Here is a 14,676-nt window from a genome sequence, read left to right as displayed (position 1 = left end):
GGGAAAACAGTCCGCATACAGCATTGAAGTGTTTTTTTATCTGTTAAGCATTTAAAATCAGCAGTAAATCTCTGGAGGAATCTGTGCAAAGGGAATCACATCAGGCTGTCTGTCGGGGTGATCGGCGATGATCTTCTCCATCCAGACCATATTGTACCAACGCCCGAACTTGTAAGCACATTTGTGAAATTCCCCTACCATGGAATACCCCAGATGCTGATGAAACTGAATGCTGTTATGATTCAGATATTCGTCCTCCACTACAGGACTGGCGATGCAGGCATTCAGGTTGGTCATATTCTGGGCGGCAAGCGCTTTTTCCAGAGAAGCGTAAAGCGCCTTTCCGATTCCGGACTTCCTTTCGGATTCTCTTACATAGATGGAAGTTTCCACAGACCAGGCATAGGCAGCCCGGGCGTGGAGCGGTCCTGCGTAGGCGTAGCCTGCGATTTCGGTACATGCACTGCATTTCCCTTCATCCTTGCTGCCTGGTGCGGAGCTGTTTATTTCCCGTTCGGCTACAAGATAAGGATAATGCTGTAGTGTGTGTGCAATCCGCTTCCGGAATTCTTCTACAGAGGGAACTTCATATTCGAAGGTAATTGCAGTGTGCTTTACATAAGGTGCATAAATGGAAAGGAGCGCCTCTGCATCCTCTGGGGCTGCCGGGCGGATAGTAACTGGTAATGACATGGCAGGATTCCTCCTTTGTAGTTGCAAACGAAAATTTTAGCTGTATTATAGCACATATGATGAAGTGCAGTCTTATTTTCGTAAATTTCGTTTTAACAGATTTTCAGCATGTTTTCCAGAGCAAACAGCTTATCAGCAGCAAGTAAATCTTCAAACGCATTCAGGTTCAGATCTGAATGCTCCAGCTCTCTGGAGAAACGGTAACAAATATCTATCTGGTCTTCCAGACAGAACACCCGTCCATTTTTCAGGTAAGCGCCCATATCCAGCTCATGAATCAGCAGGGTACAGACCACAGCCATTTTTACCTTGGCGAAAATTTCGCCGTCGTAAACAGCACCGCAGAAATATGTATAAATCCAATACACAAGCAGCTGCTCTTCCTGAATATTCCAGTCCGGGTAAGCCTTTTCGAAATCAGCCCGGTTCTGAGAGTAAACAGAAGCGGGGGAGATACCGGAAGACTCTGCACTGCTATAAAGCGCCTGTAAATTTTTCTTCAGAAATTCCTGCCAGCCCGGTCTGAGAACCTCCATTTGGGGAACAACCGCCTTCCACATGGTCTTCAGAAGTTCATCTGGCGCAGCCTTTTTATTCATATGCTTCTGCACCCTGGAAGTAAAGGCTTCGCCATATCCGGAGGCTTTATGGCGCTCCCGGATCTCTTCCCATTTGAAAAGCTGGTTCCGGTCTACACAGCGCTGGAAATCACTGGCTGCAGCCAGTATTTTCCACATACGAAGCCGCATGGGAATCTGCCGGTTCTGCAGCACCTCAAGAAAGTATTCCCTGGTATCTTCAAGGGCAGTGAAAAGCATATAGTCAAAATCATCATAAGTTTCTTCCGGGGAGGGAACCTCCGCTGTCTGGAAGGTTACCTTTTCCCTTCTGCCAAGCAGAATCCTGGCTGCCTCCGGACAGGAAAGAGACAGGGAATATTCCCGCAGACCCTCAAATTCTTCAATGTGCCGCGGATATTTCCGACAGGTGTCGCAAAGCATTCGTTTTCCAACCTCGCTGTAGATGTCGCAAAGGCTGTCCTCATTTAAAAATGCACACCGCTTCTCATACTGACGGAAAACCTTCTCCTTCCAGTCAATATCATTATGAAGGCGATTCCGGAAAGTACCCTTCACACGCTTATATTTTTTCAGGCTTTTGTCGTCAATGACGATCTGCCAGCCGGCACAGCAGGTGTCGGGACAGGCACCTGCAATACAGGAAAACTCTTTATAATAATCAGGTCTTGTAATCTCCATAAAAAACCTCCTGGTAACAGTGATCAGTATATTTCAAATACAACTATTGTAACGGTATTTCAAAGCTGTGTAAATCCTCTGGACAAAAAAAGTTATAGATGGTTGACATTCATGCGGCGGACTGTTAAACTCATATAGGTAAAGTTAGGATCGGAAAGAACTTAGGCAGCTATTGACCAGTCCGCGAACGATAGCTTTCTGATACCTGCACTGCGATAATTAAATCTTGACAGTTCTGTTGAAATTTCCAAAACAAATTTTAAGAATTTTAGACCGAAGAAAAATTCACATGAAACGACAGAAATATCAGGACATGATAGCACCCATATTATAAAAGCTGTCAGCTTAACAGTAAAACGGAAACTGGCGTGGGGGGGGGGGGGGTACCTGCACCAGCGAGGGAAATTATAAAATGAGTGAAGTTATAACTAAACAAAAGATTCTTATAGCGGATGATTCAGAAATGAACCGCGAACTTTTAGCTGCAATTCTGGAAGAGGAATATGATATCATACAGGTGAACGACGGTGTGCAGGCAGTTGACTGCCTTCAGAGGCAGGCCGAGGAGATTTCCCTGCTTCTTCTGGATATTGTTATGCCCCACATGGATGGTTTCGAGGTTCTTTCTTATATGAATAAAGAACACTGGATTGATGCTATTCCGGTTGTGATTATTTCGTCAGAAAATTCACCTATTTACATAAAACGTGGGTATGATCTGGGCGCCACTGATTTTATCGGAAAGCCCTTTGATGCAAATATGGTATTACGCCGTTCGGCCAATGCCATACTTCTTGGAGCCAAGCAGCGCCGAATGACCAGTATTGTTTCCAATCAGATTTACGAGAGAGAAAAAAGCAGCAAGCTGATGATCAATATCCTCTCTCATATAGTGGAGTTCCGCAATGGGGAGAGCGGACTTCATGTGCTGCACATTCAGACAATCACAGAAATGCTCCTTCGCCAGCTGGTTCAGAAGGAAAATAACAGATATGCCCTGAGCAAGGAGCAGATCCGGATGATTACCACAGCCTCTGCGCTTCATGACATTGGCAAGATCAGTATTCCGGATGAAATCCTGAATAAGCCAGGCAGACTTACAGCCGAAGAATTTGCAGTAATAAAGGGACATTCCATGGCAGGAGCCAATATGCTGTCAGAACTGCCGCTTGACCAGAAGGAGGAGCCTCTTGTCAAGACTGCATACGAGATCTGCCGCTGGCATCATGAACGCTACGATGGAGGCGGATATCCGGATGGATTAAAAGGGGAAGAAATCCCTGTTTCAGCACAGGTTGTGGCATTAGCTGACGTATATGACGCATTGACCAGTGAGAGATGCTATAAAGATGCTTATTCCCATGAGAAGGCCATCGAGATGATACTGGCAGGACAGTGCGGTGCATTTAATCCGTTGATGCTGGAGTGCCTTCTGGATATTTCTTCTTCCCTGAAGAAAAAAATGGGCTATAAATCCAAGGAAAGGTATGAACAGACAGACCTTTCTGATATTGCCAGCAGATTTCACGATTTTGAGATGGATTCCTCAGAGAAAATTGTGCAGCAGCTGGAATTTGAGAGAATGCGCTATAATTTCCTGGCGGAGGGCAGCAGAAATATTGTTTTTACTTATACCATTTCACCGCCGCTGCTCACCTTTAACCAGGCTGGCTGTAAACGAAGCGGGATTACAGAACCTTCATTTTCCCCATTGCAGAGCGGAGTGCTGAAAGATCTTGTGGAGGAGCAATCCCTGAAACGGCTTATCCGGAAGATTACCCAGGCCACCCGGGAAACACCGGACGTGACAAGCAATCTTTTGCTCACAGATGGAAAAAATCCCTGCCACTACCGGTGCGAATGCAGGGTGATCTGGACTGATGGTGCTGAAAAAGGCTATACAGGCGTTGTTGGAAAGCTGACAGATATTACGGATGATTATATGGTTATGGAAAACGTCCGGGAGGAAGGTTTGAAAGTCCTGGAAAAAGACCGCAGCGCAGAATTTTCCGGTTTTTATGACCGGTTTAAGAAATGCGGCTTCTCTACAGATGGAACGGAAGCGTGGCTTCTGCTTCAGTACCTGCAGATACCCTATGATCTGGTCCGATATGTAGATCCTATAACGAATAAGGTTATCCATATAGAAAAAGACGGAAAAATGTGGGAGAGTGAAACTGCCTGCTCAGACATATGGAATTGCCTGGAAAAATGCAGCAACTGTATTTCCAGACTCAGCATGCAGACCGGGAAGCGCATGACAAAGCTTGAGGTTGCAGGGGAGGATCCGTATCAGGTGGTATCCATGTATGTGGAGATTGACAGGAAGCCCTGCTGTCTGGAGATGGCATCCAGGATAGATGGTGATTTTATGCCCGATGGGTATTCCAGGGATGAGATCTTGTCATCTGTAAGGATTCATAAGGAGAAGGTTTATATAGACCCGGTAACCGGAGTTTATAATAAACGCTATTATGTGGAGAAGCTGAGCAAAATGGACAATGCAGCAGCTCTTATGTTTGCGGATATTAAGAACTTTAAAAGGATCAATGAGAATTTCGGACATCAGGCTGGAGATGATGTGCTGCGCCAGGTTGCAGGTGTGCTTCGGGATGTTGCGGCTGGTAAAGGCGATGTGCTCAGATATTCCGGCGATGATTTTGTGACAGTATTTTTTAAGGCTACGGAAGAGGAGCTTTCCGAAATCCAGAAGGAAATGTGCAGAAGAGTAGAGGCCCTGAGATTTCCGGAGCTGCCTGGAGTGCAGCTGAAGCTTGTTACTGCCGGTACCAGTATACCAGGCAGGGTAGAGGAAATGCTGGAGCAGGTAAGAATATAAGAAGAAAGTCCCGGCGGGCAAAACCGCTCGGGACTTTTGCTTTTCCTAAGTGTGTTTGATTTTTCAAACAGGTTCTGGAATGCAATATTTACAGAATATCTCTTCTCTTAATGTATCCAGGAAGTGCCGGATCTGAGACAACCTCCTTCACATGAAGGATTTTGACCATCTTGTCTACTACCTGATTCTCTACATGTACGCCCTCACCAATTTCAGCACCGGAAAGAACTACACTGTTTTTGATCACGGCATTCTTGTGAATAATGCAGCCACGGCCGAGAATGGAATTCTCAATGGTTCCCTCCACCTGACAGCCGTTGGAAACGACAGAGTTGCGGATCTGGGCGGTTTCATAATAGTGAGTCGGACAGGAATCATTGGTACGGGTATAAATTGGCCATTCCGGATCGAAAAGTGTCTGTGCAGCCTTGATATCGATCAGATCCATATTGGCGTTGTAATAGCTCTGGAAATCTGTGATGGAAGCGAAGAAGCCGCGGTGGGAAACTCCTCTTACATCCAGCTCATTATGCAGCTCATTGATAATGTCTGCAAGAGTAAAGGCTGAAGAAATTGCCTTTGCCTTGCGGATCAGCTCGATAAACAGATCCTTCTTCATAATGTAAGTGTCCATGAAAATATTGCGGTTCTTGGCATTTCCGTGGTTTGGCTCAATGGAGAGCACACCCTTCTGCTTGTTCAGATTCAGGATATTACAGTTCAGATAAGCATCCTTCGCATTGTCTACTGCGTGATAAAGCAGGGTAATGTCAGCCTCAGACTGGATATGCTGCTCGATCAGCTTGGAAAAATCAGCAGTATAAACCATGTAATCTGGTGTGATTACCACATATGGATGATGCATTTCTTCGATGCATTCCATATTTTCGTAATAGGAAGCAATATCAGTGTTATAGATATTGTTTCTCTGGTCGCTGTCAGTGAAAAGAACCTGCAGCCGTCCGCTCTTTGAGTTAATGTTATAATGACGTCCGGTGCCGATATGGGAAACCAGAGTTCTTGGTTTCTCTTTCACGTAGACCTGAATGCGGTCAATGCCGCTGTTACTCAGGTTGGAAATCGGGAAGTCGACCATACGGTATCTGCCCAGGAATGAGAAAGCTCCGATTGGACGGTAGTCCTCAAGTCCCTCTACACGGATGTTTCTGGATGATGAGTTTACAATTCCAAATGCTTTATACATATTATTCGGCCCCCTTTACTCGTCTCGCGATCAGCTCGATGTGCTCACTGTCAGCACTTCCTACAAGAGCACCCTTGCCGATGTTTACGCCATTGGCAACAAGGGCACGTATTACGACAGCACCATCCTCCACAATAGCACCTGGCATAAGTACACTGTCAATTACTTTTGCACCTGGTCTCACCCTGGCTCCGGTAAAGACTACGGAATTGGTAACCTCGCCTTCAATTACACAGCCCTGGGTTATGTAAGCGTTCTGGATCCTGGCCTCTGTGCCAATATACTGCGGAAGTGCGGTTACATCTTCGGTGTAAATTTTCCAGGTAAGGTCGCTTAAATCCAGCTCATTATCCGGGCTGAGAAGATCCATATTTGCTTCCCAGAGAGAATCTATGGTTCCAACATCCTTCCAGTAGCCCTTGAAACGGTAAGCGAAAAGACGTTTCTCATCGCCAAGAAGAGTAGGGATGATGTCCTTGCCAAAGTCATGGTTGGAATCCGGGTTCTTCATATCTGCAAGAAGCAGCTTGCGAAGAAGCTTCCAGTTAAAAATATAGATACCCATAGAGGCAAGATTGCTCTCAGGTACTGGCGGCTTCTCAACAAACTCGGTGATACGGTCTGTCTCGCCGTCAGTATTCATAATACCGAAACGGCTGGCTTCCTTAAGAGGAACCTCGATAACGGCGATGGTAGCATCGGCCTGTCTCTCTTTATGGAAGGCAAGCATCTTGTCATAATTCATTTTATAAATGTGGTCACCGGAAAGTACCAGAAGGTATTCCGGATCATACTGATCTATAAAATCAATGTTCTGGGAAATCGCGTCGGCTGTTCCGCGATATACGTCGAGTCCGGTGTCTGCTTTCTCACGAGGCGGAAGTACATATACACCGCTGTCCTTGGAATCCAGTCCCCAGCGTCCGCCAGCTGCAACATAACTGTTCAGCTCAACTGACTCATACTGTGTCAGTACGCCTACTACATCGATGCCACTGTTGGCACAGTTACTGAGGGGGAAATCAATGATACGGTATTTACCGCCGTAGGAAACTGCCGGTTTAGCCACTTTGTTGGTAAGATCGTGAAGACGGCTGCCACGGCCGCCAGCCAGAATCATTGCTAACATACTGTTCTGTTTCATGGTGAACCCTCACTTTCATTTCTTTAAGGCTGCTGTTCGCGGAACTGTATCTGCAAACAGGAATGCTTTAAGCCATATTATACAATATTTTCAATAAAAATACAATTTTTTTGTGCAAAAATATTGTAAAATCCAGATGAAATTTAGCTAAATATTTACTGGTAATTCTGTAGACTTTTCACAGCTTCGATGTCTTCCTGCTGTACCTTCAGGTTGGAAGTGAAAGTTCTGCCATCTGGTGTGGTGATCTGAACCTCGATCACGGTTCCTTCGGAAATGCCGGCCTGCTGTACGGCGGAAATAAATTGTGGGAATTTCGGGTGGCGCCTTGTAAAAGCGTTCCACAGGTTCTTAAGTTCAAGTAATTTCATGGGGTTAATTGCCATTTTTTTATCCTTCCTATCAAGCGCCAGAGTGTGTTTCAGGCACGCCCCACTTTGCGGTATATTTTGCCCGAATTCGGTTGCCGTAGCCCGCTATGGCGCCCTCATCCGGACAAAATCTCCCACAAATTGTGACGCACATCTTGCAGAAAGCCTTTTTCAAACATGCTCTGGGACGATGAAAACGGTTCCCTCTATAACCGATAAAGTCCAATTCTTTACTGCTTTAATTTACAGATGTACGCTTGATGTCTAAAGTATATCAGAAAAAAATCTGCACTGCAATGAAGGACTCAAATATTCACATATTTAGCGAAAGTTCACAAAAGCGACTTTACATGCTATAGGAAACATTGTTATAATAGACGAAAGCCAAAAGCTGATTTTGGATAAAAAAGAACGTGAAAAACAGATGAAGTGCGATATGAAGGAGAAAGAAAAAATATCAAATTTTTGCAGCGAGAGGTGTGAAGATGGAAGAAAAAAAGAGGTATAATCTTGGAGTTCTCATCGGAGGAGTGCATACCTATTTTCCAAAAGAGCATATCAAGGGGATTTCTGAGGCGGCGTCAGAGCTGGATGTAAATGTCTGTTTTTTCCTGGGAACCCGGACGAAGGACTTTTTTGAAGATGTCCTGGGCAGCAAACAGAAAAATTCCTATGACTATCAATTTAATACCATACATGACTACAGCCTGATCGGCGGACTGGATGGTCTGATCATTAATTATGGAACACTGGGAATCCAGCTGCGGGAGGTTGATCCCAACGAATTTGCCCGGAAATATAATGGGATCACCACGGTTTTTCTTACAGAAGTCGTGGATGTGCCCAATTGTCACTCCCTGATCTGTGACAACAAAGGTGGTATTGCGATGGTCATTTCTCATCTGGTGGAAGAGCATCATCTGTCCAGAATCTTGTTCATGGCAGGACCGGAGCATAACACAGATGCCATTGAGCGCAAGGAAGCTTATCTGGAAACCATGAAGAAATACGGGCTTCCTGTAACCCATGGAATGATTGCCCAGGGGGACTATTCCGAGTTTGTGGACAAACAGGTGGAATACCTTCTGGATAGCAACCCGGATGCCCAGGCCATTGTATTTGCCAATGATGAGATGGCTTTTGCCGGCTATCGTGTCTGCGAGAAGCGTGGGCTTGTGGTTGGCAAGGATATTATGATTACCGGATTTGATGACTGTGAGCGTGCATCCGGGATGGAACCGCCCCTTACTACAATTCAGCAGGACGGAGAGCTTATGGGTAAAATGGCAGTTTACGATCTGGTAAACCGCCTGGATGGAAAAGATCCCGGAAAAGAAGCTGTATCCAGACGCGTGCCGGTTTCTTTTGTAAAAAGAGAGTCCTGCGGCTGTGTGTCAGAGGATGTTTCGAAGAAAGAGACACCCATGGGGCTTGGTGCCCAGGTGCACAGGCTGAATAAGACCATTACCGGAATGAAGCTGGAGCTGATCAGTTTTCAGAGGAAATCCTGGTTTATTCCGGTTCTTGCCCGGGATTTAAACGACTGCATGGATGACGAGCAGGCTTTTCTGAAGGAAATTATGGAGAAAATGCGGGAGCTTCATACAAGATGTACTCATCTTTTTCTTCTGGATGAACCGATTGTTTACGATGGAAAACGGAAGTGGACCTGCCCTTATAACCTTCATCTTGCTGCCAGCTATGAGAATGGCAGAATCATTACCAAGGCGGCTTATGAAAGACCTCTGGTTATGAAGGAAAACGGAATCTGTGATCTGATGGAGGACGAAGAGCGCCACCAGTTTATGGTTTTTCTTCTTTTTTCCGGGGAGAAGCAGTATGGACTTCTGGCCTGTGACATTGACCAGGAGGATTTCCCGTTCTTCTATGTGATCAGCCTGCAAATTGGTCTGTCCCTGCATTATCTGGAGATAAGCAAGGCTGAGGCGGCCAGACGGCTGGAGATGTCCAGAGATATGGAAGAGATTAAGGAGAAAAACCGCGTTCTTGGTATTATTTCCGAGTATGATGAGCTGACCGGACTTCTGAATCTGCGCGGGTTTATGGAGCACACCAAGCGGGTTTGCCAGGCTGGGAATGGCCAGAGGGCATATATGATCTATGGTGATCTGGATCACTTAAAAGAGATTAACGACACCTGGGGGCATCCGGCAGGGAACTTTGCCCTTAGGAGTGTTGCCGAAATATTAAAGGGATGTCTGCGCAGCAATGATATTCTGGGCCGTGTGGGCGGTGATGAATATATTATCATGCTGGAATGCGAGGAAGCCGACTTCGGAGAGAAGTTCCGGGAGCGTGTGAAGATGGCATGTAAGCTGTTTAATGAAAAATCCGGCAAGCCTTTCCTGGTGGAGATTTCCCTTGGAATTGCCGAATTCCGCCCAAATATTTCAACAGACATCCAGCAGGTGATTTCCCTTGCAGACCAGCAGCTTTATGAGGCGAAGAAGCATAGGAAGAAGTCGGTGAGCAGGGCGAATAATGAAGGCGCGTGAGAATTGGGAGCTTGTGATGCCACCCTTTAGAGCGGTATCACAAGCCCCTTTGTCAAATCAAAGAGAAACCACCAGCTGAACTGGTGGCTTCTAAATTAGAGCGAAAATTCAATGTTTAAAATGAGAGAGCAGTTTTTTTAATACACCTGACCGTTTAGAGGTACTGTCTGTGGCGTGGGCTTCCTGGATGTGGTGGCGGAAGTCGGCCAGGGTGGCACACTGAGGCATGATTAGTTTGGCTTGTTTTTTGAATTGGGTAATATTGTTATAATTTTTTGTAAGGCTCTCAAATTCTGGAAGAAAAGTGAGATAATCGTAGTACCACTTGAAAGAAGGCGGGAATGCTTCAAGAGGCGAAATATCAAGCTTCTGCGCAAACGCCTGGGTCTGCGCAGTAATCTCTTCTGAAATTTCCGGAATTTTCTTGTATTTGCGATACCAGATAAAAATGTCAATCAGCTCACGCTCCATTACGATGGCCAGCTCGCGGCCCTGAATATTGTATTTGGTACATTGGTTCATGATCAATTGCCAGGAATCAAATTCACAATGGAAGTTTCTGGCACGGTTTCCTACAAGGGATGCGCTGTTATTCACACGGTAACGGACAATCTGCTCGTGAGTGAGCCAGATCCTGTTGGCAGTGAATACGGCTTCACTGTAGAAGGAACGGTCGTTGACACAGACCAGGTTGTTGAAGCGAAGTCCCTTTTCCAAAATGAAATCCCGTTTGTAAATGGCATTCCATGGAACTACACTGATGTGGCTGAAAATTTCGGGAGCCTGGTGGAAATTCAGAACCTTATCGAAGCACTCAGCGGGCACATCAGACAGTGCAAAAAGCGGGGTATCGGAAAGCTCGCCGGTCTCATTGTCAAAGCAGACGGCGCAGCCCTTTACCATGTCGGCACCCGCCTGTTCAGCAATGGACAGATATTTCTGGTAGGCACCTTTTTCTACAAGGTCATCTGCATCAAGAAAGTGAAGGTAATCACCATGGGCTTCTTCGATTCCCTTATTTCGACAGGCTCCTGCAAACCGGGTCTTTTCGTTGAGGAAAAGGCGGATGCGGGAGTCTTTTTGCTGGTAATCTTTTATGAGGGCAACAGAAGCGTCGGTGGATGCGTCATCCACACAGATCACCTCCAGCTCCTCTGGATTTCCCAGATCCTGCTGCAATACACTGTCCAAAGTGGCTGTGATGTATTTCTCAGCATTGTGGACCGGGATGATAGTGGTTAATTTCATAGGTAAATCCTTTCGTAAGGAATGGGGTATAAAAAAGCATTCCCACAAATTGTGACGCACATCTTGCAGAAAGCCTTTTCCAAACACGCTCTAGAGCATTCCCTTATCTTTATTTTTGCCAGAACTTTGCGTCAGTTTCAATCCAGTAAGCTCTGCAGGCAATTCCAGACTACCTGTATCCTTTAACATTCTGCAAAGAAATGCGATCTGGTGTCTGTAAGGTCTTGAGGTACTGTAGCGCTCTGGGTTAAAGGTGTCAAAAGTATAGGACGCTTTTGGCGCAGCAGCCAGAAGCGTAGCAACCGTTTTTATACTATCTGTGGAAGTGATTACGACTTCATCGAATCTTGTCTCTCCCATGCACTTCTTATATTCTTCCGTCCCCAAGTCCAAAATATGGGATAAGGGATAAAATGAGAAAAGTCCCATCCGGCTGGTGAGCACACTTGCCAGCTTCCAGCGGTTACCTTTCTCGGGATCCGGCTTCAATGGCAGGCTGGAACAGTCAGGTGATAACTGTGCCAGATATTTGGCAGAGTCTGTATTGCGGAAATCATTGTATGCAAGCCAGAATTCTTTTTCTGGTGCCTGTGCAGCCAGGGCATTAAAATCCCGAACCAGATTCTGGGAAAGCTTCCGCCCTGTAAAGAACAGGACGCGTGTGCGCGGTGTCGGTACATCATCGGAAGAAGCTGGAGCATAATAGGGCAGCGGTCGTCCATTTAAGAGGGAATCTGCAATATCTGTGAGAAGATATTGTGGGGATTCCTCGAAAATAGTGGCTTCTCCAGAGGAATTCTTTGCTGCCTGTAAATCATGATTGTTTTCCATTTGCAGAGAGCTTTTTTTCGAAGAATTCCAATTGTATTCCTGGGAATCGAACCCATGACCTGTATTGGAAGTAAACTGGTCGACAGGTTCAAAATGCAAAGCTTCATTTGCGGGCATCTTCTCAGAAATCAGTTCTAACTGCCTGATATATCGTACTAACTCCGGCACATTATCAAAAGCGGGATATTCCGGGTGAAATATATCACAAAGTGTGGAGTGCAGATTGCAGGAATGATTTTTCAAACAGGCTCCAGAGCTCTCGGGCAGACAGGAAGTGGTTTCCTGCAGGACAGGAGCAGCTGGTACAGTCTGATGGTCACTGGTTGCATTTTCGTGTCGAAGAAATGTACCGCACAGAAATCGCAGAATCTGTGTGCCTGTGGTGAATCTGGCAGAAAGTGCATTGTGATAATCCGATATAAAAATATCACACGCCGCAGCGAAATCCGGTACATCGAAATCTTTTGGCATTTCTTTTATATGTCTAAATTCAGAAAAATCAATTTCCCTCTCATGATCCAGATGCAGATACAAAACCTGATGATCGGAAAGTTCACAGTCAAATATGTAGAGGGCTGCCATGAAATTCCGGAATGCCTGTTCAGTGTCTGCAATATAGGACCCTGGAAGCAGCGGTGCATACAAAATAGTCTGCATGGAATCCATCTGCAAGCTGCGGCGGAGCTTTTCCCTGTGTGATTCATTGGGAATCACCGGAATGTGGGTGGAAGAACCGATAATGTAAGGCGTTTTGCAGATATTAGCTGTCATACATTCCTGCAGGTAAATATCCCGGTTCTGTACATTGTTAAAATACAGGCAGTCTGCCATAAACATAGTATGCTGCCAAAGCCCTGTATCAGCGGTGGAATCAGGTGTGTTCAGAACGGTTTCCGGATACAGATTGTGTCCGCAGTAAAGCAGCACAAACTGTCCCTCTTCCTTCCGGAAATAGTAGGGCAAAGGCCCATCTGTGATCACGTAGCCGGAGAGTGCAAGTGCTTTGCCGTATTCTTCGCTGTCCGGGCACACCAGAGTAATATTCTCAGACAGAGCTGTGTTGTCGGAAAGATAGCGGTTCAGAAGAGCCTGGAACAAGGCATGCTTCTCCTGAGTCAGGGAGACAATGATCTGGTGTTCTCCAAAATTCTCCAGAAGATGCACAAGTAATTTCAATATCCAGGTAGGAATTTCTTTTCCACGGCTGGCTTCCAGAAGAATCTGCTCCGGATCAGGAGCAAGGCTTCCGGTATAGGCAAAGCCATAAAACTGGGAGGAGGTTTTTTCCCGGTGGATCATCTCAACAGGCTGATAGCTGGGAGAGGTTTTGTGAGAAAGCTTGTAATCCTTTATCCAGGCTTTCTGCTGCTGTACGGTCATTCCGTTGCAGGCCTCTATGAAAGAAATCATTTCCTGCCTGGAACCATAAAGACAGAGCAGCCGCACAATATGTGGCGGAAGGGAATATCGGACATAATGATTGTTCTCCCAGTCCGGAATATTGGACTCCATATAATCGAAAAGCTCATTGATCAATTGCAGCTTCAGTTCTTTCTGGTCAGTCTCATAGTTGGTGAGAAGCTTCCAGAAACGGTAGAAAAAATGGCGCACAGCAATGAAATCCAGCTCTGTCTGATATTGCTCAAACAGCCCCAGCTTCTCCATTTCTTCCTTCATAAAAATAATGGCATTTCGGATGTGAAGGGTAGAAGGCGTGAGACGGCTGAGGAATCCTACATTTTTTCTGTAATTATAGAAGCACTGATCAACGTATCCGATGGAACGGGCTTTCACAGCCAGAAGATAGGCCACTGGAAGATCTTCAAACCGGATTCCTTCCGGGAAACAAAGTCCGTTAAACAGGTCCCTGTGAATGAACTTGATCCATGGGTATGGAGAAATCGCAGGTAATTCATAAGGCTTGTCTGCAACCCGGAAATTCTGATTATGGCAGGATGCAATGTATTCCTTACGAATTCCGGTCTCAGAGTCTACATTATAGTAGCGGAAAAGAACCAGGTCGTTTCCGTCGGCGGTAGCCTTTTCATAAAGAAGTCTGCAGGCGTCAGGCTCTACGAAGTCATCGCTGTCTACAAACCAGACATATTCTCCATGGGAATGGGCAAAACCGTAATTTCGTGCCCTGCTGACGCCGTGGTTCTCTGTGGAAAATATAAAAAGCTTCTCCGGATTTAACGACTGATAAGCCTGCAGAATCTGCAGGCTTCTATCTGTACTGCCATCATTGACAGCTACGATCTCTATTTCCTCAAGTGTCTGTGCCAATAAGCTGTCCAGGCACGCGCTCAGGTATTTTTCCACGTTATACACCGGTAAAATGATGCTGACTTTAAAAGACTTCATCAAAAACTCTCTACCCCATTCCTAATTCCGATATTTCAAGTCAAAATTGCAGTTATTTCGTCAATCTTTTATCTATAATAGTACCAGTTCGACAGGGGGATTTCAAGGGGAAAAGGAAGGGAGAAATTTGTTTATCTTATTTTTTGCACGGAATAAATGGCAAAAATGCCGTAGTTCGCATACTCTTTTCATATTCTAACAGTTGCG

At 45.7% G+C, this 14,676-nt stretch carries 10 protein-coding genes and 1 pseudogene; 3 read left to right on the top strand and 8 right to left on the bottom strand.

What is annotated here, in order from left to right:
• Positions 1–57 precede the first annotated feature (57 nt).
• Together ABHC48_RS01140 and fliB are read right to left on the bottom strand one after the other, a co-directional pair.
• The gene (locus ABHC48_RS01140) at positions 58–693 is read right to left on the bottom strand and encodes a GNAT family N-acetyltransferase (RefSeq protein ID WP_195698908.1); all 636 of its coding nucleotides are present in this window, start codon (positions 691–693) and stop codon (positions 58–60) included.
• Between the two features lie 92 nt (positions 694–785).
• A complete protein-coding gene (fliB, locus tag ABHC48_RS01135; RefSeq protein ID WP_195698909.1) occupies positions 786–1,952 on the bottom strand; it encodes a flagellin lysine-N-methylase in 1,167 nt (388 codons plus the stop codon).
• Positions 1,953–2,364: 412 nt separating this feature from the next.
• Between fliB and ABHC48_RS01130 the strand changes: the two genes are divergently transcribed.
• Positions 2,365–4,791, top strand: coding sequence for a diguanylate cyclase (locus ABHC48_RS01130; RefSeq protein WP_195698910.1), 2,427 nt, complete (start codon positions 2,365–2,367; stop codon positions 4,789–4,791).
• A gap of 88 nt (positions 4,792–4,879) precedes the next feature.
• On the opposite strand, the gene glgD is transcribed toward ABHC48_RS01130, so the two are convergent.
• The 4 genes from glgD to ABHC48_RS01110 form a co-directional block, all read right to left on the bottom strand.
• A complete protein-coding gene (gene glgD, locus ABHC48_RS01125) occupies positions 4,880–5,995 on the bottom strand; it encodes a glucose-1-phosphate adenylyltransferase subunit GlgD (RefSeq protein ID WP_118581927.1) in 1,116 nt (371 codons plus the stop codon).
• A 1-nt stretch (position 5,996) separates the two neighbouring features.
• A complete protein-coding gene (locus tag ABHC48_RS01120) occupies positions 5,997–7,139 on the bottom strand; it encodes a glucose-1-phosphate adenylyltransferase (protein WP_195408890.1) in 1,143 nt (380 codons plus the stop codon).
• 155 nt (positions 7,140–7,294) lie between these two features.
• Positions 7,295–7,525, bottom strand: coding sequence for a hypothetical protein (locus ABHC48_RS01115; protein ID WP_179988292.1), 231 nt, complete (start codon positions 7,523–7,525; stop codon positions 7,295–7,297).
• Between the two features lie 16 nt (positions 7,526–7,541).
• Positions 7,542–7,664, bottom strand: a complete 123-nt coding sequence (locus ABHC48_RS01110) for a DUF6783 domain-containing protein (protein ID WP_334285416.1) — start codon at positions 7,662–7,664, stop codon at positions 7,542–7,544.
• Between ABHC48_RS01110 and ABHC48_RS01105 the strand changes: the two are divergent.
• Positions 7,617–7,778, top strand: a pseudogene (locus ABHC48_RS01105) (DUF6783 domain-containing protein); the annotation flags it as partial. The gene ABHC48_RS01110 and the pseudogene ABHC48_RS01105 sit on opposite strands and share 48 nt — an antisense overlap.
• A 217-nt stretch (positions 7,779–7,995) precedes the next feature.
• Positions 7,996–10,026, top strand: coding sequence for a GGDEF domain-containing protein (locus ABHC48_RS01100; protein ID WP_195698911.1), 2,031 nt, complete (start codon positions 7,996–7,998; stop codon positions 10,024–10,026).
• A 108-nt stretch (positions 10,027–10,134) separates the two neighbouring features.
• Here the strand turns inward: ABHC48_RS01100 and ABHC48_RS01095 are convergent, their stop codons facing one another.
• The gene (locus ABHC48_RS01095) at positions 10,135–11,274 is read right to left on the bottom strand and encodes a glycosyltransferase (protein ID WP_195698912.1); all 1,140 of its coding nucleotides are present in this window, start codon (positions 11,272–11,274) and stop codon (positions 10,135–10,137) included.
• Between the two features lie 90 nt (positions 11,275–11,364).
• Positions 11,365–14,469 (bottom strand): glycosyltransferase family 2 protein, encoded by a 3,105-nt coding sequence (locus ABHC48_RS01090; protein WP_195698913.1) that lies wholly within the window; start codon positions 14,467–14,469, stop codon positions 11,365–11,367.
• Positions 14,470–14,676: the final 207 nt, after the last annotated feature.

The sequence above is a fragment of the Ruminococcus sp. 1001136sp1 genome (assembly GCF_039841815.1).
GTDB lineage: Bacteria > Bacillota > Clostridia > Lachnospirales > Lachnospiraceae > Blautia_A > Blautia_A faecis.
This window is presented reverse-complemented; position numbering and strand designations above follow the sequence as displayed.